The organism is Kitasatospora sp. NPDC047058 (genome assembly GCF_040643935.1).
In the GTDB taxonomy this organism is placed as follows: Bacteria; Actinomycetota; Actinomycetes; order Streptomycetales; family Streptomycetaceae; genus Kitasatospora.
Window position 1 is genome coordinate 1 of sequence record NZ_JBEYVJ010000013.1, and the last position, 23,092, is coordinate 23,092.

At 72.7% G+C, this 23,092-nt stretch carries 19 protein-coding genes and 5 pseudogenes; 14 read left to right on the plus strand and 10 right to left on the minus strand.

The features are described from left to right. Nucleotides 1-112: 112 nt before the first annotated feature. A pseudogene (locus ABZ885_RS03380) lies at nucleotides 113-847 on the minus strand (GntR family transcriptional regulator); the annotation flags it as partial. A gap of 343 nt (nucleotides 848-1,190) precedes the next feature. Here ABZ885_RS03380 and ABZ885_RS03385 point away from each other — a divergent pair. From ABZ885_RS03385 to ABZ885_RS03395, 3 genes and pseudogenes are all read left to right on the plus strand, one after another. Beyond that, nucleotides 1,191-1,391 carry a DUF4158 domain-containing protein gene (locus ABZ885_RS03385; protein ID WP_360182870.1) on the plus strand — a complete coding sequence of 67 codons (201 nt, stop codon included), beginning with the start codon at nucleotides 1,191-1,193 and terminating at the stop codon, nucleotides 1,389-1,391. Continuing rightward, a pseudogene (locus ABZ885_RS03390) lies at nucleotides 1,294-1,637 on the plus strand (DUF4158 domain-containing protein); the annotation flags it as partial. The gene ABZ885_RS03385 and the pseudogene ABZ885_RS03390, both read left to right, overlap by 98 nt. 428 nt (nucleotides 1,638-2,065) lie before the next feature. Continuing rightward, nucleotides 2,066-2,551, plus strand: coding sequence for a Tn3 family transposase (locus tag ABZ885_RS03395; protein WP_360182941.1), 486 nt, complete (start codon nucleotides 2,066-2,068; stop codon nucleotides 2,549-2,551). Nucleotides 2,552-2,591: 40 nt separating this feature from the next. Here ABZ885_RS03395 and ABZ885_RS03400 read toward each other — a convergent pair whose 3' ends face one another. The 3 genes from ABZ885_RS03400 to ABZ885_RS03410 form a co-directional block, all read right to left on the minus strand. After that, nucleotides 2,592-4,145: an FAD-dependent monooxygenase gene (locus tag ABZ885_RS03400; RefSeq protein ID WP_360182872.1), complete on the minus strand. Its 1,554-nt coding sequence runs from the start codon at nucleotides 4,143-4,145 to the stop codon at nucleotides 2,592-2,594. Then, nucleotides 4,142-4,756 carry a PadR family transcriptional regulator gene (locus ABZ885_RS03405; RefSeq protein ID WP_360182874.1) on the minus strand — a complete coding sequence of 205 codons (615 nt, stop codon included), beginning with the start codon at nucleotides 4,754-4,756 and terminating at the stop codon, nucleotides 4,142-4,144. Before ABZ885_RS03405 ends, ABZ885_RS03400 begins: the two co-directional genes overlap by 4 nt. A 122-nt stretch (nucleotides 4,757-4,878) precedes the next feature. Beyond that, a complete protein-coding gene (locus ABZ885_RS03410) occupies nucleotides 4,879-5,034 on the minus strand; it encodes a hypothetical protein (RefSeq protein ID WP_360182949.1) in 156 nt (51 codons plus the stop codon). Nucleotides 5,035-5,094: 60 nt separating this feature from the next. Here ABZ885_RS03410 and ABZ885_RS03415 point away from each other — a divergent pair. The 4 genes and pseudogenes from ABZ885_RS03415 to ABZ885_RS03430 all read left to right on the plus strand — a co-directional run. Next, nucleotides 5,095-5,292 (plus strand): annotated as a pseudogene (locus tag ABZ885_RS03415) (CGNR zinc finger domain-containing protein); the annotation flags it as partial. A 100-nt stretch (nucleotides 5,293-5,392) separates the two neighbouring features. Further along, the gene (locus tag ABZ885_RS03420) at nucleotides 5,393-5,977 is read left to right on the plus strand and encodes a recombinase family protein (protein WP_360182943.1); all 585 of its coding nucleotides are present in this window, start codon (nucleotides 5,393-5,395) and stop codon (nucleotides 5,975-5,977) included. Between the two features lie 35 nt (nucleotides 5,978-6,012). Further along, a complete protein-coding gene (locus tag ABZ885_RS03425; protein ID WP_360182876.1) occupies nucleotides 6,013-6,291 on the plus strand; it encodes a hypothetical protein in 279 nt (92 codons plus the stop codon). Nucleotides 6,292-6,491: 200 nt separating this feature from the next. Next, nucleotides 6,492-7,295 carry an exodeoxyribonuclease III gene (locus tag ABZ885_RS03430; RefSeq protein ID WP_360182878.1) on the plus strand — a complete coding sequence of 268 codons (804 nt, stop codon included), beginning with the start codon at nucleotides 6,492-6,494 and terminating at the stop codon, nucleotides 7,293-7,295. A gap of 134 nt (nucleotides 7,296-7,429) precedes the next feature. Here ABZ885_RS03430 and ABZ885_RS03435 read toward each other — a convergent pair. Further along, nucleotides 7,430-8,200: pseudogene (locus tag ABZ885_RS03435) on the minus strand (LysR family substrate-binding domain-containing protein); the annotation flags it as partial. 2 nt (nucleotides 8,201-8,202) lie between these two features. Between ABZ885_RS03435 and ABZ885_RS03440 the strand changes: the two are divergent. After that, a pseudogene (locus ABZ885_RS03440) lies at nucleotides 8,203-8,817 on the plus strand (zinc-binding dehydrogenase); the annotation flags it as partial. Nucleotides 8,818-8,872: 55 nt separating this feature from the next. Here ABZ885_RS03440 and ABZ885_RS03445 read toward each other — a convergent pair. From ABZ885_RS03445 to ABZ885_RS03465, 5 genes are all read right to left on the minus strand, one after another. Then, on the minus strand, nucleotides 8,873-9,559 hold the full coding sequence (locus ABZ885_RS03445; RefSeq protein ID WP_360182880.1) for a class I SAM-dependent methyltransferase: 687 nt from the start codon (nucleotides 9,557-9,559) through the stop codon (nucleotides 8,873-8,875). A gap of 108 nt (nucleotides 9,560-9,667) precedes the next feature. After that, the gene (locus tag ABZ885_RS03450; protein WP_360182882.1) at nucleotides 9,668-11,242 is read right to left on the minus strand and encodes an HD domain-containing phosphohydrolase; all 1,575 of its coding nucleotides are present in this window, start codon (nucleotides 11,240-11,242) and stop codon (nucleotides 9,668-9,670) included. A gap of 130 nt (nucleotides 11,243-11,372) precedes the next feature. Next, the gene (locus ABZ885_RS03455; RefSeq protein WP_360182884.1) at nucleotides 11,373-12,128 is read right to left on the minus strand and encodes a hypothetical protein; all 756 of its coding nucleotides are present in this window, start codon (nucleotides 12,126-12,128) and stop codon (nucleotides 11,373-11,375) included. A gap of 299 nt (nucleotides 12,129-12,427) precedes the next feature. Further along, nucleotides 12,428-13,456, minus strand: coding sequence for a peptidase (locus ABZ885_RS03460; RefSeq protein ID WP_360182886.1), 1,029 nt, complete (start codon nucleotides 13,454-13,456; stop codon nucleotides 12,428-12,430). A gap of 4 nt (nucleotides 13,457-13,460) precedes the next feature. Continuing rightward, nucleotides 13,461-13,976 (minus strand): hypothetical protein, encoded by a 516-nt coding sequence (locus tag ABZ885_RS03465; protein WP_360182888.1) that lies wholly within the window; start codon nucleotides 13,974-13,976, stop codon nucleotides 13,461-13,463. A gap of 282 nt (nucleotides 13,977-14,258) precedes the next feature. Here ABZ885_RS03465 and ABZ885_RS03470 point away from each other — a divergent pair, with 282 nt between their 5' ends. The 6 genes from ABZ885_RS03470 to ABZ885_RS03495 all read left to right on the plus strand — a co-directional run bounded on the left by ABZ885_RS03470 (nucleotide 14,259) and on the right by ABZ885_RS03495 (nucleotide 23,090). Then, complete coding sequence (locus tag ABZ885_RS03470; RefSeq protein ID WP_360182890.1) at nucleotides 14,259-17,927, plus strand: DUF4132 domain-containing protein; 3,669 nt, start codon at nucleotides 14,259-14,261, stop codon at nucleotides 17,925-17,927. Between the two features lie 224 nt (nucleotides 17,928-18,151). Beyond that, entirely contained in the window at nucleotides 18,152-18,736 is a 585-nt protein-coding gene (locus ABZ885_RS03475) for a sigma-70 family RNA polymerase sigma factor (protein ID WP_360182892.1), read from the plus strand. Further along, nucleotides 18,733-19,479: an anti-sigma factor gene (locus ABZ885_RS03480; RefSeq protein WP_360182894.1), complete on the plus strand. Its 747-nt coding sequence runs from the start codon at nucleotides 18,733-18,735 to the stop codon at nucleotides 19,477-19,479. Before ABZ885_RS03475 ends, ABZ885_RS03480 begins: the two co-directional genes overlap by 4 nt. A 139-nt stretch (nucleotides 19,480-19,618) precedes the next feature. Next, the gene (locus tag ABZ885_RS03485) at nucleotides 19,619-20,956 is read left to right on the plus strand and encodes an FAD-dependent oxidoreductase (RefSeq protein ID WP_360182896.1); all 1,338 of its coding nucleotides are present in this window, start codon (nucleotides 19,619-19,621) and stop codon (nucleotides 20,954-20,956) included. Between the two features lie 44 nt (nucleotides 20,957-21,000). After that, complete coding sequence (locus ABZ885_RS03490) at nucleotides 21,001-21,744, plus strand: DUF1365 domain-containing protein (RefSeq protein WP_360182945.1); 744 nt, start codon at nucleotides 21,001-21,003, stop codon at nucleotides 21,742-21,744. Beyond that, the gene (locus ABZ885_RS03495) at nucleotides 21,741-23,090 is read left to right on the plus strand and encodes a cyclopropane-fatty-acyl-phospholipid synthase family protein (protein ID WP_360182898.1); all 1,350 of its coding nucleotides are present in this window, start codon (nucleotides 21,741-21,743) and stop codon (nucleotides 23,088-23,090) included. The genes ABZ885_RS03490 and ABZ885_RS03495 overlap by 4 nt, the downstream gene beginning before the upstream one ends. The last annotated feature ends 2 nt before the right edge of the window (nucleotides 23,091-23,092 follow it).

The following is a 23,092-nucleotide window of genomic DNA, read 5'->3' on the forward strand; positions in this document are numbered from 1 at the left end:
GCGGGCCCCCCGCCCGCCCGGGGCGGCGGGCGCGGGGGGGGGCGGGGGGGGGGGGGCGCGGGCCGGGGCGCGGGGGCCCCGGGGGGCGCCCCCCGCCCCCCCCCCCCACGGGGGTGACCTCGACCAGGCCGGCCTCACCGAAGGTGAGCTTGCAGGTGTCGGCGCGGTAGGTGGAGACGGCGAGGGCGACCAGGCGGCCGGCGGAGGCGTACTGGGTGGTCATCACCAGCACCGGCGAGCCGGGCGGGCGCTCCAGCAGGGCGGCCTCCTCGGCCTCGGCGACACCGAGCTCGACGGAGCGGGCCTCGCCGTCGACCTCCAGGCGCTCCAGCTGGCGCAGCACCGACCGGGCCCGGTCGCTCTCGGCGCGGAAGCCCGGCAGGTGTGGCAGCGCGGAGGCGGGCACGTGCAGCGACTCGGTGGCCATGTTCTGGCCCTGGACCATCCGCACCCGGCGGACGGTGTGCACGGTGGCGCCCTCGGCGATGCCCAGGGCCTTGGCGAGCCGGGCGGAGGCCGGGGCGGTGGTGCAGTCGACCGTACGCCAGGCCTGGCTGCGCGCGGTACCGGGCCAGCCCTCCTCGTGCCGGCTGACCGGGACGCCGACCCGCGGGGCGGCGATCAGGGTGCCGATGCCACGGCGGCGGACCAGCCGGCCCTCCAGCTCCAGCTGGTCGAGCGCCTGGCGCAGGGTGGCCCGGGCCACGCCGAAGCGGGCGGCGAGCTCGCGCTCGTTGGGCAGGACCTGCCCGGTGGAGAACTCCGAGTCGATCGCCCGGAGCAGCACCGTGCGCAAGTGCCAGTACTTCGGCTCCGGCACCGACGTGAGCTGTCCTGTCGTTCCCACCGTGGCCTCCACCCTGTTCTGTCCGCCCTGCCGGAAGGAGGCGGATGCCGGCCCGCTGTCCGCTGTTGCGGCAGGTGGGAGAGCGGGCTTTTATCCGTCCTTCTTTATTAAAGGTCTTTGCAGTAAGTGACCCTAGGGGCTGCCTCCGGAGATGGTCAAGACCAATGGCGGGCCTCGGCGCTGTTGCCCCGCAGATTCATGCCGTGTTCACGACATCTCGACATTTCGGGATCCCAGTAGCACTCGCCGAGAAAACAACCGAGTGGGCCCTGACCTGGCCCGTTGCCGTGGAGTTGGTTGCCTCGTTGGGCTGGAACGAGTGGTGGCGACGGAGGGGCGGCAGATGACCACGACGGTGTTCTCGGATGAGGACCTGGAGGCTCTGCGGTCGTTCCCGGCGATCGGCAAGGATGAGCTGATCCGCTTCTTCACCCTCGCGCCGGCCGATGAGGCGTTCCTGCGGAAGTTCCTGCGTCCGCAGACGGTCCTGGGTGCTGCTGTGCAGCTGTGCACGTTTGCCGTGGCTGGGGTTCGTCCCGGATGAGGTGACTGCGGCTCCGCTGGCGGCGGTGGGCCGTGTGGCCTCTCAGCTCGGGTTGCCGGTCGAGGTTCTGCGTAGCTACGGGGTGCCACGGGAGCAGACGCGTACGGACCATCTCGGCAGGTGGCGAGGTATCTGGGCTGGCGGCCGGCGAAGGCGCTGGAGTACAAGGAACTGGAGGAGTTCTTGCTCGCGCGGGCGATGGAGCACGACTCGCCGTCGCTGTTGTTCCGGATGGGCTGCGAGTACCTGCGTTCGGCGCAGGTGATCCGGCCTGGTGTGGTCACGCTGCTGGAGAAGGTTGCCAGCGCCCGGCAGGCTGCCGAGGCGGAGACCCACGCGCGAGTGGCCCACCTGCTGACCGACGAGACCTGCCAGGGGCTGGACTCTCTGCTGGTGGTCGAGCCGAAGCTGTGCTCTACGCGGCTGCACTGGATGGTGACCGGGCCGGTGCAGGCGTCACCGAACAGCGTGAAGGACGAGGTCGAGAAGCTGCTGTTCCTGCGGAGGCTCGGCGCCGACGCCCTGGATCTGTCCGCGCTGCCTGCTGAGCGCCGTCGCTATCTGGCCCAGGTCGGCCGCCGCCTGACGGCGCAGGCGCTGGTCCGCAGGGAGCCGAACCGGCGTCATCCGATCCTGTTGACGCTGCTGGCGCAGTCTCCCTGGTCGTCGGCAAGCTGTCCGCGTCCTCCCGGCAGAACGCGCTCGCCGCAGCACTCAAGGAGTACGGGGCCATTCGTCGCACGATCTACGCGGCGAAATACCTGTCGGACGAGGGCTACCGGCGCAAGATCGCCCGACAGCTGAACCCGGGCGAGTCCCTCCACTCCCTTCGCCGCCAGCTCCACTACGCCCGCGAGGGCAAGGTCACCCGGCGCCAGCCCGACCAGCAGAACGAGCAGGCGTGGTGCCTGACTGTCGTGACGAACTCCGTGATCTGCTGGCACACCGAGTACATGGGCCTGGCCGTGGGCGAACTGCGCGCCGCCGGCCGCGAGGTGGACGCCGAGGTGCTGGCACACATCTCCCCGGCTCGCAGCTCGGCGGTGAACTACTACGGCTCGATCACCGTCGACTACGACCGCGAACTCGCCCAGCTCGACGAGAAGGGCCACCGCCCGCTGCGGACGGTGGCCAGCGACGAGCTCGGAGCCGGGCTGTAGCGGCGACCGGCCTCGGGACGCGTACCGTGGGCTCGCCCGCTCAACGGTGGCCAGTCCTCGGGGTACCGTCAACGAGTGCCGCCGGGCGCCCGAACCAGCGCGCGAGGGTCTCCCGCAGCTCCTCCGCCGCGGCGTCTACAGGTGTCGACGGGGCGCCGATCCACGCTGCGTGCCCGTCCGGACGGACGAGGATCGCGTGGGCGCGCTCCAGGGCGTGCGGGTGGGTATGGGCGGTGGTGACCCGGTCCGCCCAAGGACGGGCGGCTGCGGAGAGGGCGTGCGAGCCCGCCGCGCCGTTGAGCAGCAGTGCGCCGCCGGCCGACCGGGTCAGCAGCGCCGAAAGGCTGTCCTCGCCGTCCTGACCTAGCGAGATGTCCGGCACCATCCGTCCCGCCCACGGGTGCCCGGGGTCTCCGGAGGCGGGGTAACGGGTGCCGACAGCGGTGATCGCCTCGGCCAACGGCCCGGCCGTGTCCCCGGACTCGGCCAGCTCGGCGAGCAGATCGCGGACAGGTGCCAGGCGGTCGTCGTCCCCATTCGCCTGGGCGAGCACCGCCTGCGCGCGGGTGTTGCGGAGTAGGCGTTGGCCGGCCGCGTGGCGCTCGTCGTGGTAGGTGTCGAGCAGCGTGTCCGGCGCCTGCCCGCGCGCCACCAGGGCGAGCTTCCAGCCCAGGTTGACGGCGTCGTCGATCGCCGCGTTGACGCCGATGGCGCCGGCCGGGGGGTGGATGTGCGCGGCGTCCCCGGCGAGTAGTACCCGGCCCGTCCGGAACTGCTCGGCGAGCCGCGCCGCGTCCCCGAACCGGGTCAGCCACAGCGCCTCGGCGATCTCGGCCCGGTATCCCAGCGCGGCATCGATCGCGCGTTGGAAGGAGTCGAGCGGCACCGGCTCGTGCGGGGCTGCGGGCGGTGCCGGGTCAGCGGTGATGAGACGGACGTAGCCGGGGCGCGGGATCGCGAACACCGAGCGGCCGCCGGGCCCGGTGTTGGGGCCGAATGAAACGGCCGACGGGTCGGTGAGGACCACGTCCCCGAGCAGGGTGAACTTGCGTGCGGGTGTCCCGGGGAAGCCGATCCCGGCCGCCTTGCGCACCGTGCTGCGGCCCCCGTCACAGCCGACCAGCCATCGGCAGCGCACGGTTGACGGGCCGTCCACGCCGTCCGTCTCGACCGTCACGCCGTCACCGTCCTGCCGCAGCCCGGTGAGGCGCCGGCCGCGGACGAGGCGCGCGCCTAACCCCACGGCCCACTCGGCGAGCAGTTCCTCCACGCGGGTCTGGGGGATGCCGAGGGCGTAGGGGTGTTTCGTGCGCATGGCGGCGAGGTCGAGGTGGGAGGGGCCGACGAACATCGTCGTCGGGACGGTCGGTCCCTCGGCGAGGAAGCGGGCGGCAAGGCCCCGGCGGTCGAGCAGCTCCAGGCTCCGGGCGTTGAGGTTGAACCCGCGGCAGAAGCCCGGCGGTTCGGGCTCCCGCTCCAGGACCAGCGCCCGCACCCCCGCGCGCCCCAACTCCCCGCCGAGCGCCAGCCCGGCCGGCCCCGCTCCAGCTATCAGGACGTCGACGACCTCGTCCTTCGACGCGCTGTCACTCATCGTCCGCCCCCTTCCGGCCACGTCAGCGTCCCGCGCTCGACCTCGTCGGCGGTGCGCTCCACCCAGGCCAGCTCGGCCTGTGCCATGGCGGCGGCGTACTCGGCCTCGATGACGAACAGGCGCGGCGCGTTGTGCTCCTCGCGGGCCGCGCGGTAGCCCTCGGCGTCCTGCGCGATCCGCTCCCGCAGCGCGGCGGCCCGCTCGCGCAACGCCCCCGCCGCGCGGACGCGGCCCAGCGCGCCGAGGTATCCGACGGCGGAGAGGAACCGCGGGTACTCGGGTGAGGGCTCTCGGATCAGCTCGTCGAGCCAGTCGGTGAAGCCGTCCCGCCCGGCGCGGGTGTGGCGGTAGACGGTGCGGGCCGGGCGATTGCCGACCTGCTCGGTGCCGTCCGCCTCGATCCACCCGTCCCGCGTGAGCGCGCGGACGGTGTCGTAGAGCGATCCGGTCGTCAGCTTGAACGTGCGATCCATGCCGCGCTCGCGGAGCGCGCTGGCCATGGCATGGGGGTGCATCGGTTGCTCCAGCAGCAATCCGAGTACAGCAAGGGCGAGGGCGTTGGCGGGGCGTTTCGGGGGCTTCTGGACGGCGGGGGGTTCACGGGTGGGCATGGAGCTCCAGTGCATCGGCTTGGTGAAATACTTGGTATCGATTACTTGGATCCGATCATATGTCGCGAGGATACTGAGCGCAAGGGTGAGTCTTGGGAGCAGGCGCGACGACGGCGACCGTGTCAGCGGGTGCGGAGTTCCGCCTCGGCCGTGACCGCCAGAGCGACGACGGTCAGCAGGGACAGCAGCGCCAAAGCCGGGGTGAAGCTGCTGGTGAGGTCGACCAGCAGGCCGAGTACGGGCGCCACCGTGACGATGGCGATCTGGTTGACGGACATGGCCAGGCCCAGGGCAAAGCCGGTCTTGCCTGGCGGGGCCGCTTCGGTGACGTAGGCGACCCACGGGTCGGCTCCCTACTGTTCACGCTGTTCGCGGTCGGTACCGCACTGCATCTGGCAGGCCGGGGCTGCGAGGCGACTCAGTGCGACACAGCCTTCGCCGACACCTCACGTACCGGACGACAGCGTTACTGCTCCCAGCCCTGCGCCGACCGCGACGCCGTCCGCAGACACCAGGCGCGAGCCGCGGTCACCTGACCAGTTGACGGCCCCGGGCCGTTTCATAAGTGTTCACCTGTGAAACAGCCGCCCGGCGGGCCGTCCACCTGCGGCGATCACGTTTCATGAGTTGTTGCAGATGACCGGAAGCCTGAAACGCCCTCATGAAACAGTCCGGGGTGTGAGCGACGACTTCAAGCGCGTGGAATCGCACGACTGCCCGATGTCCACCTGCGCAGCCCCCGCAGGCTCGCCGTGCCGGACCAGCAAGGGCAAGGTAGCGATCCGGTACCACACCGCCCGATTCCGCCTCGTGCCCCAACTCGCCAAGGTGTTGAACGTGCCGACTCCGGCCGTACGGCAGCCGGGGTCGGCGTGGACCGAGCTGCCCCGGCCGGTGAACGCCGGCACCGAACCGGTCGGGCACGTCCGCCTCGGCTATGCCCGCGCCTCGACCACACGGCAGTCCCTGGACGCGCAGCTCGACTCCCTCACCGAAGCCGGGGTCACCCGGATCTTCTCCGAGAAGATCTCCACCCGTGCCACCAGGCGCCCAGAGCTGAAGGCCGCCGTGAAGCTCGCCGGGGAGATCCGCTCCTCCGGCGTCGCCGTGACCCTCGTCGTTCACAAGCACAAACGGCTCGGCCGAGGCATTGAACTGGCCATGCTCGCCGAGGAGCTGAAGGCGAGCGACGTCGGCCTGGAATCCTCACCGGTGAACTGAAGGGCTCGCACGACCCGTCCGGGATCGTGTTCACCGTGCTCGCGGCCATGTCCGGCATGGAGCGCGAGTACATCCGCGACCGCACCCTCGAAGGCCACGAGTCCGCCCGCCGACGCGGCAAGACCATCGGCGGCGCGGGCGTCACCGACGAGTCCATGCTGTCCATGGCCCTCCACCTGCGAGACCAGGAGATGAGCCTGCGCGACATCGCCGCCCGCCTCGTCATCACCACCGGCAAGAAGAAGGGCCAGCATCCCTCACCCGCCACCGTCATGCGAATGCTGCGCGAACACGACGAGGCCAGCAGGACGTGAACCCGGCTCCCTGTGTCGGGCCGCCGACCAGCCAGCCGATTCCACGCCAAAGGACCAGTTCAGCGCCTACTTCGTTGCTTTTTCGGCGAGTGCTACTGGGACCCCATTTCGGACCCCCGTCGTCCCGCCATTCGGACACCACCCCCGCCCCCGGACGCGTCGCGAACCCGACCCGTGACGGCGCTCGGTAGGCTGCCCGGGTGATTGTGGTGACGAGTGTCAACGTGAACGGAATCCGGGCGGCCGCCAAGAAGGGCTTCATCGAATGGCTGGCCGCCACCGAGGCGCACGTGATCTGCCTCCAGGAGGTCCGCTCCGAGCCCGGACAGCTGCCCGTGGAGCTGCGCGACCTGGAGGGCTGGCACGCCGTCTGGGCACCCTCGGCCACCAAGGGCCGGGCGGGCGTCGCCGTGCTGTCCCGGCAGGAACCCGAGCGCACGGTGGTCGGATTCGGGTCGACGGAATTCGACAATTCGGGCAGGTACGTCGAAATCGACCTTCCCGGACTGACCGTGGCCAGCCTCTACCTCCCCTCCGGTGAAGTCGGCACCGAACGCCAGGACGAGAAGGAACGCTTCATGGCGGAATTCCTCGTCCACCTCGGCGCCCTCCGCGCCCGGGCCGCCGCCGACGGCCGCGAGGTCGTGGTCTGCGGCGACTGGAACATCGCCCACCGCCCGGAGGACCTCAAGAACTGGAAGGCCAACCAGAAGTCCGCCGGATTCCTCCCCGAGGAACGCGCCTGGCTCACCCGCGTCTACGAGGAGGCCGGCTACGTCGACGTCGTCCGCGCCCTCCACCCCGACCGCACCGGCCCCTACTCCTGGTGGTCCTACCGGGGCCGCGCCTTCGACAACGACTCCGGCTGGCGCATCGACCTCCAGGTCGCCACCCCCGGCCTCGCCGCCAAGGCCGTCGAGGCCTACGTCGAGCGCGCCGAAACCCACCCCGAGCGCTGGTCCGACCACGCGCCGGTCACCGCTGTGTACAGCCACGACTTCTGATAGCGCCTACGGGAGAGTGCCTCGCCGGACACGGGTCTCCGACGAGGCACTGCGTGCTGGGTACAAACTGCCGGACGTTGGTGACACGCCCTCGGCGGGCTGCGGCACGACTCCGGCGACCCTGGCGGCACGCATCAGGCGGTCGAGGCGACTGCTCGGGTGACGGCCGTGATCGCCGGGGTCGGACGGCCGGGTAGCCGCGCAACGACTATGCGGCGGATCTCGGGAGGTGCGCCTTCGACGTGCAGCAGACTCACCCCGCAGGGCAGCATCGGCGAGAGCCGGGAGGGCACCGTTGTCACCCCGAAGCCCTCGGCGACCAGTTGAAGCTTCGTCAGCCAGTCGCGCGCGCCGTGGACGATGTGCGGCCGTCCGGGCAGACCGGGCCAGACGCCGAGCAGCGGCTCGGAGTTCGACGCCGGGGCAGCGATCCACGGGGCGTCGACCAGTTCGTCGACGTGCACCGCGGTGCGGCCGGCGAACTCTCCGGTCGAAGGCACTGCCACGACCAGTTCGGTCTCCGTGACGGTCTCGACGTGCAGGCGCGGTGACTCGCCGTCCAAGGGCCGGTGGGGCGGGCGGGACGTCAGCACGGCGAGGTCGATCGAACCCGCGCGCAGTGCCCGGATCAGGGTGGGCGTGGTGCCCTCGGTAGTCGTGACCGTGATCTCTGGATCGGTTGCCACGAGACGGGCGAGCGAGGGAGGCAGGAGGGCCGCGCCCGCGCTCAGGAACACTCCGAGCCGCACCGGTTCGGTCCGCGGGACGGTGCCGTCGAGGTCGCGCTCGGCGGCCGTGAGGCAGTCCAGGATCGTGCGGGCGTGGCGTAACAGGGTCAGGCCCGCGGGGGTGAGCCGCACTCCGCCGGGGCGGCGTTCGAACAGGGCGGCGCCCGCGCTTCGTTCCCTACGGCGGGCTGCTGGCCGGCGGGCTGGCAGCCGGTGAGACGCTGCTCGTCAGCGGGGCCACCGGCAACCTCGGCAGCAGTGCGGTCGCGGTCGCGCTCGCCATGGGGGCGGGCCGTGTGATCGCACCGGGCCGCAACCGGGCCGCGCTCGACCTCCTCGCCGACCGGTTCGGCCCGCGTGTGCGCCCGGTCCCGCTGACCGGGGACGAGGCCGGGGACCGCGCGGCGATGTCCGCGGCGGCCGACGGCCCGATCGACATGGTGATCGACCTGCTACCGCCGAGCGCACCCAGCTCGGCGGCGCGCGCGGCGGCCATGACCGTACGCGAGTACGGCCGCGTCGTCCTCATGGGCGGCGTCGGCATGCTCGGTGGCGACGACCTCGCACTCCCGTACCCATGGGTCATGCGCAACTCGATCACGGTGCGCGGGCAGTGGATGTACCCGCGTACGGCGAATGTCGGCATCATCCGGCTCCTCGCCTCCGGCACGCTGGACCTCGCCCCCGAACGGGTCCGGTCGTTCGGCCTCGATGCCGTCAACGACGCCGTGACGTATGCCGCCTCACATGGTGGCCCGTTCGACCGCACCGCCCTCACCCCACCAGCTCGCTGAATACGGGTGCGATCTCAGCCAACTCCTTTAGTGCAGGAGGGAGATCGGACAACCCTCAGGGCGCCTCACGGGTTCGGGTCCTGGTCGTTCCGTCCAGGTGCGGGCTCGGGACGTCGACCTTCTGCGGCCGCCGCGCGGTGCCGAGGATCAGTGGGCGGACGAACGGAGGCGCCTTGGGCAGTTCGCCGTGCTCGACGGACTCGACCTCGAAGCCGGCAGCCTCGATCGAATCGAGGGTCGGACGGTTGCACTCGCAGCAGACCATCAGGCGGTTGAGCCAGTTGAAGCGGTCCTGGGTACGGGCGAGCTGCGGGTCTCCGGAGCGTACGTGTTCGAGGAAGAGCAGCTGTCCGCCAGGACGCAGTACCCGGCCGATCTGGCGCAGGGCGCGCGGCTGGTCGGCGACGCCGCACAGGACCAGGGTGGAGACGACCGTGTCGAAGCTGTCGTCCTCGAAGGGGAGGTCCTCGGCCGGGGCGCGGAGCACGGTGGTCTGCGGTGCGCGTTCCCGGACGTGCCGTTCGAGTCGGCGGAGCATCGCGGCTTCGGGCTCGGTAGCGGTCAGGGAGAGCACGTCGGGGCCGTACAGCTCAAGGTTGGCGCCGGTCCCGGCACCGATCTCCAGGACCTCCCCGGTTGCTCGGGCGACCAGCCGGCGCCGCAGCTCGCGCAGCCCCGCCTCCTCGGCCCGGGCCATGGCGCGGTCGTAGGTCAGTGCGAAGAACGCCGTGTGGATGCTCATGGCTGCCTCGATTCCTCACCACCGGGCTCACGCGCCCGGTGCACCTTCGACGCTACGGACCGGGGGCGGGTATCGCGTGGGGCGGTTGCCCCATCTTTCGCGGCGTCCTCACGCGGTGGCCGGCTCGGCCTGCGGCAGCAGGCCGTGCTCCAGGGCGAAGAGGCAGGCGCCGGCGCGGCTGGTGGTGTCGATCTTGGCGTAGATGTGCTCGACGTGGTTGCGGGCGGTCTTCGGGGAGATGACCAGGCGGCTCGCGATCTCCTTGTTGGACAGGCCGCGGGCCAGCAGCCGCAGCACGTCGACCTCGCGGCCGGTCAGACCGGCGGGTCCAGTGGTTCGGCGGGGGACGCGATGGCCCGCCGCGGCGAGCACCGCCGTGACGGCCTCCGCGTCGAGTCGGCCGGCCGCGGCCTCGGCGCGCAGCTCGGCGGCGGCCTGCGGTGCGGTCAGCGCGTCGCGGTGCGGCCTTGGCTCGATCATGGAGCGGTAGGCGTCCGCCGTGCCGAGGATCCGAGCCTGCCGGGAGATGGCGGGCGCCGTGAGTCCGCGCGGATAGCCGGAGCCGTCCAGCCGCTCCCGGTGTTGCACGGCGATCGCCCCGAGCGGTGCCAGCGTCGGCGACTGGCAGAGCATGCGCTCCGTCAGGTAGGGCTGCAGGCGCACCCGTTCCCGTTCGCCCGTGCCAAGCGGCCCGGGCTTGTCCCAGATCGCGTTCGACACACCCAGGCGTCCCAGACCGTGGAGCAGGGCGGCCCGGTGGAGTCGGGTCCGCTGGTCCTCGGCCAGGCCCAGTCCGGCGGCGGCTGCGTCGACCAGCTCGGCCACGGCCCGCGCATGTCCCAGGGTGTAGGGCGACTTCAGGTCGACGAAGTCGGCGACGGCCAGCAGCGCCTGGTCGAACTGCTCCCCACCCAGCCACACCCCCAACGCCGGTTCGGCGGCGATCACCGCCTCCCAGGTGTGCACCGCGTCCAGCTCGCCGAGCACCGTCTCGGCGTCCCGGCGGAGCACGGCCGCGAGACGGGGATCGAACTGGGTTCCGGCGCGCCGTTCGGCCAGCGCCGTGGCGGCCGCGGTGCCACCCAGGCGGTGCGCGACCTCGGTGAACTCGGCCACCTGCGCCAGGCGCGACGCGATCGGTACGGCTTCGCCCTTGAGCTCCCCGGGCCAGCCGCGTCCGTCCCACTGCTCGTAGGAGGCGGCCACCGCGCGCCGGACGGAGTCCGGCAGTGCGAGCCGCCCGGCCAGCGAGGCGGCCAGGGCGGCGTGGCCACTGATCATCCGGTCCACCTCGTGGAAGCCGCCCAGGGCGAACTCCAGCCCGACCCGGAACCGGTGCAGCGGCGGGTTGCCCGACCCGATCAGCCGCACCGCCGCGGCGGCACCGGCCAGGCTGCGCTGCTCGTACCGGTACTTGCCGGCCTTCAACGCGATGTCGTCGCCGAACCACTTCGCCTGCTCGTGGGCATCCGAGTGGCAACCCACGTTCACCAACAGTGCCGTGTAGTAGACGGCGACCCGCTCCTCGTCGTCCAGACCGATCCGCTCGGCCAGGCGCAGGGCGATCAGGCACTGGCGCAGCACGTGCTCCATCGGCTGGCCGAAGCCGAGGTCGACGCCCAACGACAGCGCGGCGACCAGCTCGGCCAGCCGCAACCGCGGACCGGCGTCGCTACCGCTCACACCACGACCCTACGCCGCCGTCGAGCGGGCCCGCTGACGGCCTTCTACAGCAGGCTTCAGCCTTCGGCCGACGGGAGGAGGCTGTTCTCGCAGCGGTCGCACCTCCCGCTACATCCACGCAGGTTGAGTGCTACCAGTGGTCGTGGCCATCGCAGTGGTCATGATGCCCGTCGTGGCCGCCATGCCCGTCGTCGTCATGCCCGTCGCCGCCATGCCCGTCGTCGTCACGCCCGTCGTCGTCACGCCCGTGGCGCTTGATCGTGGTGGGGTCGGTGGCGGCGTGGGTGGTGCTGTCACCTCCGCCTGTGACGGTAACGACGTTGGTGACCCGCTCACGGGCGTGGCAGGAGACATCGACGTTCAGGGTGATGGGTGGGTAGCTGTGACCGGCAGGCAGGATGTCGCTGCGCGTACAGGTGAGGGTGGCCGGAATGCAGGTCCATCCCGCGCCGCTGATCCCGTCGGCCCGAAGACCTTCGGGGAGGCGGTCGTGGACGGTGACCGTGGTGCCATTGGTCGGGCTGGCCGTCGCGAGGTTACCCACAGTGATGATGTAGACGCCGTCCTCGCCCTTGATGAAGGGGTCCGTGTGACTCTTGGCGATGGTCAGGCCGACCGGGATGACCGTGAACGTGAGGCCGGTACCGCCGATAGTGCTGGCTCTGGCAGTGCTGCCGGGGCCAGTGGTGGTGCCACCGGGTTCGGTGAGGCCGATGGCGGTGAAAGGCTCGACCACCGGCGTCGTCGCGTCGCCGACCTGGGCGACGTAGGTGGGTTGAACCGTCGCGGTCCAGGCTGTGGCCAGGACGATCGCCAGGACGGCCAGCCCGGTCAGCGTGACCGCCCCCGCCCTCCGGGCCCGCACCCTCAGCCAGGATCGGACCATGCCGCCCGCACCTCCCGTGCCGCGGCTTGCTCCGGCCCGCCCTCTCCCGTGTCCGAACACCGACATCTCCGCTTCCCGTCAATTCCAACCGTCGAGAACAAGCCGTGGATACTCATAGTGACATGGGCATTACTTAAGGCATCCGCACGGCCGGGGGCGGACGAGAGGTGTGCCGACGTCGGCGCGCCGGCGAGGATGGCACCGGCGTAGAAGGAGCGGTGACGCGCTCGACGAGGACCGTCATACGTCGCTCACGGAGCAGATCAGCCGGCTGCGGGGGCGGGTCACGGTCGGAGTCGTCATCGACGGCGCCGGAGGAACCTGGAGAGCAGAAGGCAGAGAGCGGCGAGGGCGAGGGCCGAAAGCCAGGCGACCACCGAGGTGGGGAAGTCCCCCTGCAGGGCGACCGACGCGGCGTCCGCTCCGACGCCACCGGGAGTCGACGGGAAGGTGATGGTGGCGCGGGCGTCGTGCTGGACCAGGCCGCTTCCGAGCGTGAGCTCCCCGGCCCACGGGCCGTTCGGCAGCGTTGCGTCCAGTGGGACGACCACGTCTCCGCTGTCGCCCGGAGCCAGTGTGGCGCCCGTCCTGGCGGTCGGGAACGGTCCGGCGTGCTGTCCGGCCGGCCCGGAGAGAAGGGACAGTGTCCCGCCGATGTCCAGGGCGCGACCCCCCGTGTTGCGGATCCGGGCGTGAACCTCTCCACGCCCGTCGCTTGCTCGGGTCGGATAGAGCCGTTCGATCGTGAAGTCCGAGGGCGGCTCGTCACCGCGACCGACGTCGACGTACATGCGGACGCCTACCCGGCCCAGCACCGTCAGCGTGTGCGAGCGATCGGTGGGGGCGCTCGTCTGCGCCCAGATGACGCCGTACCGCTCCCCGGCGGCGGCGTCCCCGGGCACTCGGATGGTGGTGCGCACCCGCGCCGTTTCGGAGGCTCCCAGCTCCAGGTCCGCCGCATCGAATGACGTCCAGCCGGTCAGCTCGTCGGGGGTGCGCTCCGGCGCGAAGGTGAACTCACCCCTCGCGATGGTGGCTGCCGCGGCGTAGACGTCGACGTGCATCGGTGTGGACGACTCGTTGGTGATCTCCACCCGCCGTTCGATGGTCGAGCCGGGTGCGAGATGGTCGACGATGTAGGCATGCGCTCTGGGATCGGCACGGCGGTTCTCCGGAGCGTCGAGAAGCTTGATGGCGATGCTCCTGCCCGCAGCCGGGTCCTGGGGGGAGGGTGCCCCGGGTGCCTGCCCCGCCGCCGGCATCGCCCCGGTGGCCTGCACGAAGACCAGCATCAGCAGGAGAACCAAGTACCGGCGCACACCCTTCATTCCGTCAGGCAACGGACTGGGTCAGCGTTCCGGTGTAGGTTCCGCCGACGGCGCCGGCGGGCACGTTCACGCCGACCGTCGGGTTCCAGCTCGCGGTGTTGTCTCCGACACCGGCGCTCCCGGTGAGCACCGTCTGCGCGGAGTTGCTGAGCGTCACGTTCGTCGGGGTGGCGGTGATGGTTCCGGTCGTCGTCACCGTCCCGACCGTGTAGGTGGCGTTGGTGGCGGCGATCGTCGACGAGCCGTTCGTGAAGTCCGTCTCCGCCGCGGTCACCGTCCAGGAGGCCGAGAGGAGGGCGCGGTCGTCGGTGACGGTACAGGCGCCGATCGGTGCACTGATCGTGGTGCCGGGCGCTCCCGAGCCGAGGGTGGCGCTGGCCGGTACCGACATCGACAGTGCGCCGGTCGTGACGGTGAACGTGACTGTGGTGCTGGGGTCGCCGTCCGCGGTGGCGATGCCCGGCTGGACCAGGGCGAGAATGGCGGCTGCGGCCGCGACAGACAGGCTTCGTGTGCGCATGATGACTCCTGGAATCCCGCCAGAGGACAGTCTGGCTGACGGCGGACATGCTGATTGACGCGCCCCAGACAATCCGGCGTGACCTGTTCACACAAGCCGACGCGCGCCGCGTTGCGCCACACGGATCGGCGACATCTCAGCCGGAGCGAAGCCCAGCTCGCCTCGCCGGCACACGGTGACTTCGGCGGGGAGGTGAGTGCGGAGGTGGTCGCCCGGGGACTTGTCGGTGGGACTCGCTAACGTTCGCCTTCTGATCATCGGTTCGAGGAGAGGGGCGGGGCTGTGCGGCGCTGGGAGTTCGTCGGGGGCGGCTCGGACAAGTTCTGGGAGGCCGCGGTCGACGGTGCCGCGGTGACCGTGCGGTACGGGCGGTCCGGTACGGACGGGCGGGAGCAGGTCAAGGCGTTCCCGACCGTGGACGAGGCGCAGGCGCACTTCGCCAAGGTGGTCGCCGAGAAGCAGCGCAAGGGCTACCGCGAGATCTGCGCGGGGGCGAGTACGGAGCCGGGTGCGGGGGCGGAGCCGGGTGCGGCGGCGGATCCGGTGGCCGTGGCGCAGCCCGGCGTGTCCGCGCCCACGGCCGAGGCCGCCGGTCCCGAGAACGAGGACGAGGACGTCTTCGTCATGCCGGACGCCTGGCGTCGGGCCCTGATCCCGCGCCGGGGCGGCATTCCCCGGAAGCCGTCCGCGCCGGGGAAGGACCCGGTGGCCTCGTACTGCGACGGGCTGCGGCAGACGGGGGACTGGCTGGAGCAGGCGCTCACCTCGGAGCGCAGTGACCCGGAGCTGGTCGCGGCCGCCCGCGCCCACCAGTCCGGCAGCCGGGACCCGCTCGGTGCGGCGGTACTCGCCGCCGTGTTCTCGTATCCCGGTGACAACGGGGTCCGCGCGGCCGTGGACGCCTGGGTGGCGGAGTTCGGCCTGCCGTTCGCGGCCAGGGCCACCGTCGAGCTGTTCACGACGGCCGTCGAGACCGACTGGATCCACCAGAGGTCCGTCCACCCCCGTGTCCGGCGCGGGGCCCACCAGCGGCACGGCGCGTACCGCCCCGCCGCGGACCGGGTCCGCTCGCTGCTGGCGGCCTGTGACGAGGAGACCCACCGCGCGGCGGTCGAGGCCCTGGCGGACTGCCGCGACAGCCTGACCCGCCTGGTGGTGGCGGCGTACCTGGTGCCGTCCGAGACCGCCTGGGTCGAGGAGTGCGTCGCGTCGGGCTCCCGACTCGCCGTCGTCGAGTGGTCGATGCTGCTGTGCTCGCTCTCCTCGGCGGAACCGCTGGAGAAACTCCCCCGGCTGCCGAACCTGGGCTATGCCGGGTGGTCCACCGAGATCATCGCGACCGTGGCGGAGGGCCTCGGCAGCGACGCGGCACCGTTGATGCTGCACGACCTGACCACCAGCTACCACCACAAGGACGGCAGGAAGCGGATCCTGGACGCGCTCGCCGAGCTCCCCTCCGACGAGGGCTTCCGGGGGCTGCTGGCCCAGCAGGACGGCATCAAGTCCACCCGCGCCGCCCTCCTGGCCGGTCTGCGCCGCTTCCCCCGGCGTGCCGTGCGCCTGCTCGCCGAGGCCGCGGTGGCCTCCACCGACCCGGCCGCGCAGCAGCTCGCCCGGCAGCTCCTCACCGGCCACGTCGCGGTCCACCGCGCGACCGGGCTCGAACTGCTGCCGGAGCTGACGCCGGAGCAGGCGGCCCTGGTCGAGCCGCTCACCGACCTCGGCGAGCGGGTGCCGGAGGTCGGCCCCGACTCGCTGCCGGAGCTGTTCACCAGCCCGCCGTGGGCGCGGCCGCGCTCCGCCGGCAAGCCCCGCGTGCTGACCGGACTCAGCGCGCCGCAGGAACCGCAGATGCGGTGGCTGCCGGGTGAGCGCGAGGCGTGGGCGGCGAGCTCCGAGTCCTGGTACACGCACTGGTCGGACGAGGACTGGCAGCGGGTCGCGGCCACGATCCGGGCCAGGAACGGGCAGCCCCTGGACACGCGGCTCCACGGCGGGCAGCACGCCGAGCTGACGCTGTTCGCTTACGGCGACGAGGAGTTGGCCCGGCCCCTGCTCGCGCAGTGGCGCGTCGGCGAGCGCATCTGGCACTCCGGGGAGTCCCTGCGCCGGGTCGCCGCCCGCTTCGGGACGGACGCCGTCGAACCGATCCGGGCCGCCGCGGTGGGGAACCCGGCCACGCACGCGCCCCTGCTGCTTCCGTACCTGGACGCCCGGGTGGCCGAGACCATGGTGGACTGGCTGGTGCGCCTCAAGTCGGCCGGGAGCACGGCGCGTTCCTGGTTCGTCCGGCACGGCGTGGACGCGGCCCGGCTGCTGGTGCCCGCCGCACTCGGGAAGGCCGGGGCGGCCCGGCTCGGCGCCGAGCAGGCCCTGCGGGTGGTCGCCGAGGCGCACGGCGCGGCGGCGGTGCGCGCGGTGGCCGCCGAGTACGGGCCGAAGGCGGAGGAGGCCGTGGGCGCACTGCTGTCGGCCGACCCGCTGGTGACCGCGCTCCCGGCGAAGCTGCCCCCGCCCTGCGACTGGGCGGAGCCGGTGATGCTGCCGCAGCTGCTGCTGCGCGGCGGCGAGGGCGCCCTTCCCGCCGAGGCGGTGCGGCACGTGCTCACCATGTTCGCGGTGTCCGCGCCGGGGGCGTTCTACCCCGGCCTCGACCAGGTCGAGGAGCTGTGCGAGCCGCAGTCGCTGACGGAGTTCTGCTGGGCGGTGTTCGAGCAGTGGCGGCTGGCCGGCATGCCGGCCCAGGACGGGTGGGCGCTGCACGTGCTCGGCCGCTTCGGTGACGACGGGACGGTCCGCCGGCTCACGCCGGTGCTCCGCGCCTGGCCGGGCGAAGGGGCGCACCACCGGGCGGTGGACGGCCTGGAGGTGCTGGCCGTCATCGGCACCGACACGGCCCTGCTGCACCTGCACGGCATCGCCCAGCGGGTGAGGTTCAAGGCGCTCAAGACCCGCGCCCAGGAGAAGATCTCCGAGGTGGCGGCCGGTCTGGGCCTGACCGGGGAGCAGCTGTCCGACCGTCTCGTCCCGGACTTCGGGCTGGACGCCGACGGGACCACCGTCATCGACTACGGCACCCGGACGTTCACGGTCGGCTTCGACGAGCAGCTCAAGCCGTACGTGCTGGACGCGGCCGGCGCCCGCCGCAAGGACCTGCCCGCCCCGGGGGCGCGGGACGACGCCGAGCTGGCGCCCGCCGAGCGCAAGCGCTTCGCCGCGCTCAAGAAGGACGTCCGCACGGTGGCGGGGGACCAGATCCGCCGCCTGGAGGAGGCGATGGTCACCCAACGCTCATGGACGGCGCAGGAGTTCGACCAGCTCTTCCTCGGGCATCCGCTGCTGTGGCACCTGGTGCGCCGCCTGGTGTGGCTGTCCGAGACGGACGGCACGGTGACGGCGTTCCGCGTCGCCGAGGACCGCACCCTGGCGGACGTCCGGGACGAGGCGTTCGCGCTGCCGGCCACGGCCTCCGTCCGGCTGGCGCACCCGCTCCTGCTCGGCGACGGCCTCGCCGACTGGTCGGAGCTGTTCGCCGACTACGAGATCCTGCAGCCGTTCCGTCAGCTCGGCCGCCCGGTGCACGCACTGAGCGACGAGGAGCGGGCCGGCCACCGCCTGACCCGCTTCGAGAACGGTCCGGTGCTGCCCACCACCCGGCTGGTCGGCATGGAACGGCGCGGCTGGCGGCGCGGCGAGGCCCTGGACAACGGCATCGAGCGCTGGCTGTCCCGCCGGGTCGGGCCCGACCTCTACGTGGTGATCGCCCCGGAGGAGGGCATCGCCGTCGGCATGTTCGACTCGTACCCCGAGCAGCGGGTGGAAACGGTGTGGCTCGACAGGAGCCCGGGAGACTACTGGACCCACAACCGCACCTTCCCGACCTTCGCCGAGCTCGACCCGGTGATCGCCTCCGAGGTGATCGCCGACCTCACCGAGCTGACCATCCTGTGACCCCTCGCCGCCTCACCGACGGCCACCCGGGAAATCCGCGGCGTCGTCGCGCGGGGCGGCAATCCGCCGGGCCCACGGGTCCGAACGCAGGGTGCGCGGCTTGGTCCCCAGGCGCGCTCCTACGTGTCTTCGGAGGTCTTCATGCCTGACTGCCGGCCCGCTGGCGGCCCCTGCCGTTCTGCCGCACCGCCGGCCCGGCCTGCGCGCGGGATCGGGGGGCGCCGGTGAGCACCGTCGTCCACCTGTCGGCGCCCCAGCGCCGGGGCCCCGATTTGCGGGAGCTGGTCGCGCAGGTGGCCTTCGGTGACCAGGTGGCGTTCGGGCACCTGTACGACGCGGCGGCCGGGCCGGTGTTCGGCTTGGTGCGGCGAGTGCTGCGCGACCCGGCGCAGTCGGAGGAGGTGACGCAGGAGGTGATGCTGGAGGTGTGGCGCAACGCGGCGCGCTACCAGCCTGAACGCGGCGAGGTGATGTCGTGGGTGCTCACCATCGCGCACCGCCGGGCCGTGGACCGGGTGCGCTCGGCCCAGGCGGCCGGCGAGCGCGAGCAGAAGGCGGCCGCGCGCTCGCACGTGCCGCCCTTCGACGAGGTGGCCGAGCAGGTGGAGGGCAGGCTGGAGCGCGAGCAGGTGCGGCGCTGCCTGAAGGGGCTGACGGAGCTTCAGCGCGAGTCGGTCTCCATGGCGTACTACCGGGGTTTCTCCTACCGGGAGGTCGCCGACATGCTCGGGGTGCCGCTGGGCACCGTCAAGACACGGATGCGCGACGGGCTCATCCGGCTGCGCGACTGCCTGGGGGTGGCGTGGTGACGAGCTCGGCGGATCTGCACACCCTGACCGGGGCGTATGCCGCCCACGCGCTCGACGACCCCGAGCGGGAGGCGTTCGAGCGGCATCTCCTGCAGTGCGAGGCGTGTGCGCTGGAGGTGGCGGAGTTCAGGGACACGCTCGCGCGCCTGGGCGCGGCCGAGACGGTGGCGCCGCCGCCCGCGCTGAAGGCGCGGGTCCTGGCGAAGACGGCCACGGTGCGCCAGCTGCCTCCGCCGAGCACACCGGGCGAGGCCGTCGCCGGACGGCGCGGCGGGCGACGGCGGACGTGGACGCGCCTGGCGCTCGCCGCGTGCGTCGCGGCGGCCGCAGGTCTGGGCGGGATCGCGGTCCAGCAGTACCAGCGTGCCGAGCACGCCGGCGTGCGGGCGCAGCAGCTCCAGACGCAGCAGGCGCGGCTGACCGCGCTGCTGGCCGCGCCGGACGTGCGGACCGCGACGGCGCGCAGCGGCGGGGGCAGCGGCACGGTGGTGTGGTCGCAGCACCTGGGCGAGGCCGGGTTCCTGGCCGACGGCCTGCCCCCGCTGGCATCCGGCACGACGTATGAGCTGTGGTTCGACGACGCCGGGACCATGCGCCCGGGCGGGCTGCTGACGACCTCGTCGGGGACCGTGCTCCTCGACGGGAAGATCAAGGACGCGGCCGGGATCGGCGTGACGGTGGAACCGGCGGGCGGCTCCCGGCATCCGAGCGGACGGCCCGTGTTGCTCCTGCCCTTCAGCTGAACGCCTGCCGGCATCCGGCGGCCTCCATCCACGGACCCGGGCTCAGGTTCGGAGCAATCCTCGCCGCTGCGTGCTCCGAAGGACCAGAGAGCACAACGGTGGGCGGCTCCTGGAAGGACTGCCCGGGAGGGAGGACACGATGGTGTTTCCGGTGGAGGTGCGTCGGGCAGGCGCGGCTGCACGGCGTCCCGGTGGCGAGGACGGCGGCGGGACGGTCGCGGTGGTGGGGGCGGGTGTCGCGGGTCTGACGGCCGCCTACCGGCTGCACCGGGCGGGACGCGCGGTGCAGCTGTTCGAGGCCGACGGGCGTCTGGGCGGCCACGCCCACACCCAGCAGGCCACCGGTGCCGACGGCCGGACGCTGGCACTGGACACCGGGTTCCTGGTGCACAACGAACGGACCTACCCGCACCTGGTGGCGTTGTTCCGGGAGCTGGGAGTGGCCACCCGGGAGAGCGATATGAGCATGTCGGTGCGCTGTGACGGCTGCGGGCTGGAGTACGCGGGGGCGCGCGGTGCGACCGGGCTGATCGCCCGGCCGGGTTCGCTCGGGCGCGGGCGGTACCTGCGGATGCTGGGTGAGGTGCCGCGTTTCCACCGCCGGGCCCGCGCGCTGGCGGCCGATCCGGGCGCGGGCGATCCGACGCTGCGCGAGTTCCTCACGACGGGCGGCTTCTCGCGCTACTTCACGAGCCACTTCATGACGCCGCTGGTCGCCGCGGTCTGGTCGTGCGCGCCGGACGTGGCCGGCGACTACCCGGCGCGGTACCTGTTCACGTTCCTGGCCAACCACGGCCTGCTCTCGATCACCGGGTCACCCAGGTGGCGCACCGTGGCGGGCGGCTCGCACACCTACGTGGCGAAGATCGCCGAACAGCTGGGCGCCGTCCACCGCGGCGCGCCGGTGCGCACGGTGCGCCGCCACGGCGACCACGTGGCGGTGACCACCGAGGACGGGCACACCCGCGAGGTCGACGCCGTGGTGATCGCCACCCACGCCGACCAGGCGCTCGCCCTGCTCGGCGACCCGACCCCGGCCGAGCGGGAGGTGCTGGGGGCGTTCCGCTACTCGCGCAACCCCACCGTGCTGCACCGCGACGCCTCCCACCTGCCCGCCGCTCCACGGGCCCGGGCGTCGTGGAACTACCGGATGGCCCACTGCGCGGACGGCGCCGCGGGAGTGCGGGTCAGCTACCACCTCAACCGCCTCCTCGGCCTCCAGGCCGCCGAGGACTACCTGGTGACCCTGAACGAGGACCCGAACCATCCCGTGGCGGACGAGCACGTCGTCTCCCGCACCGTCTACGAGCACCCCGTCTACACCCGCCGGAGCGTCGCCGCCCAGGCCCGTCTGCCCGAACTCACCGCCGGCCGCACCGCGTTCGCCGGCGCCTACCACGGCTGGGGCTTCCACGAGGACGGCTGCCGCTCAGGCCTCGCGGCCGCCCACGCCCTGCTCGGGGTGAGCGCACCGTGACCACCACCCCGCCGGCCCCGCCGGCCGGAAGCCCGGCACCCGTGGTGCCCGGCGCGTGGGGCGCGGCGCTGTACGAGTGCCGGATCGCCCACGTGCGCACCAGCCCGGTGCGCCACGCCTTCACGCACCGCACCTACCTGTGGCTGGTCGACCTCGACCACCTGCCGGCCCTGCCGTGGCCGCTGCGCCCGCTGGCCACCTTCCAGGACCGCGGCCACGCCCGCCGGCCGGGCCCCTCACTGCGCCGCGACCTCGAGCGCCACCTGGACGGCGAGGGCATCGACCTGACGGGCGGACGCGTGCTGATGCTCGCCCACGCCCGCTCCTTCGGGTACGTCTTCAACCCGCTGACGGTCTACTGGTGCAGCGACCCCACGGGCCGCCCGCTGTGCACCGTGGCGGAGGTCCACAACACCTACGGCGGCCGCCACCGCTACCTGCTGCGCCCCGACGGGCAGGGGACGGCCGAGGCGGCGAAGGAGTTCTACGTCTCGCCGTTCTTCCCCGTCGACGGCCGCTACCGCATGGCACTGCCCGAACCCGGCGAGCGCCTGGCCCTGACCGTCCACCTCGAGCGCGCCGGGGCACGCCCGTTCACCGCCACCGTGCACGGCACCCGCCGCCCCGCCACAGCCGCCCGCCTCCTGCTCGCCGCGGCCCGGCACCCCCTTTCCACCTGGGCGGTCAGCGCCCACATCCGCCTCCAGGGCATCCGGCTGTGGCTTCGCGGCCTGCCCGTTCACCCCCGGCCCGCCCACGCCTCCCAGCAGAAGGTCTCCGCCCCATGACCCTGTCCGCCGAACCCCTGACACCCGCCGCACCGGCCCCGGTCGATGCGCACCACTGGCCGGACGTGGCCCGGACCCCGCACGTCCCGGCCCGCGCCGCGGTGGCGCGGCGGCTGCTCGCCCGCATCGCCCGCCGCCGCGGCCTGCGCGTCGAACTCCCCGGCGGGCGCCTGCTGGTCCCCGCCCCCGCCGCGGCCCCCACCCTGCGCCTGCACCGGCCCGACGCGTTCTTCCACCGCATCGGGAAGAGCGGCCTGATCGGCTTCGGCGAGTCCTACCAGGCCGGCGACTGGGACTCCCCCGACCTGGTCGCGCTGCTCACCGAACTCGCCACCGCCCCGGAGACGCTGGTGCCCGCCGGCGCGCAGTGGCTGCGCCGCCTGTATGTCTCGCGCCGGCCCGCCGCCGAGCTGAGCACCCCGGACAACGCCCGCACCAACATCCACCGGCACTACGACCTGTCCAACGACCTGTTCGCGCTCTTCCTCGACCCCACCCTGTCCTACTCCTCCGCCGTCTTCCCCACCGCGCAGGACGGCACGCCGCTCGCCTCGTGGGAGGGCCTGGCCGAGGCCCAGCACCGCAAGATCGACCGTCTCCTCGACCTGGCTCGCGTCCGTACCGGCAGCAGGGTGCTGGAGATCGGCACCGGCTGGGGCGAACTCGCCCTGCGCGCCGCCGCCCGCGGGGCCACGGTCGTCAGCCTCACCCTCTCGGAGGAGCAGCAGGACCTCGCCCGGCGCCGGATCGCCGCCGCCGGCCTCGCGGACCGGGTCGAGGTGCGGCTGTGCGACTACCGCGCCGCCGAGGGCGAGTTCGACGCGGTGGTGAGCGTGGAGATGATCGAGGCGGTCGGCCGGCCGTTCTGGCCCGCCTACTTCGCCACCATCGACCGCGTCCTGGCCCCGGGCGGGCGAGCGGCGCTGCAGGCGATCACCATGCCGCACGAGCGGATGCTCGCCAGCAGCGGCACCCACACCTGGATCCTCAAGTACATCTTCCCCGGCGGCCAGATCCCCTCCCTCGATGCGATCCGCCAGAGCACCGCCCGCCACACGAGCCTGCGCGTCGCGGCCTGCGACTCCTTCGGTCCGCACTACGCGCAGACCCTGCGGCTGTGGCGCGAACGCTTCACCGCCCGCGCCGGACAGGTCGGTGCCCTCGGCTTCGACCCGGTCTTCCGGCGCATGTGGGAGCTGTACCTCGCCTACTCCGAGGCCGGGTTCGCCGCCGGCTACCTCGACGTCCAGCAGATCCTCCTCACCCGCCCGGAGCCCGCCCTCACCCGCCCGGAGCCCGCCCGAACCCGCCCGGAGCCCGCCCGAGGACCGGGGCAGCCCTCGTGAAC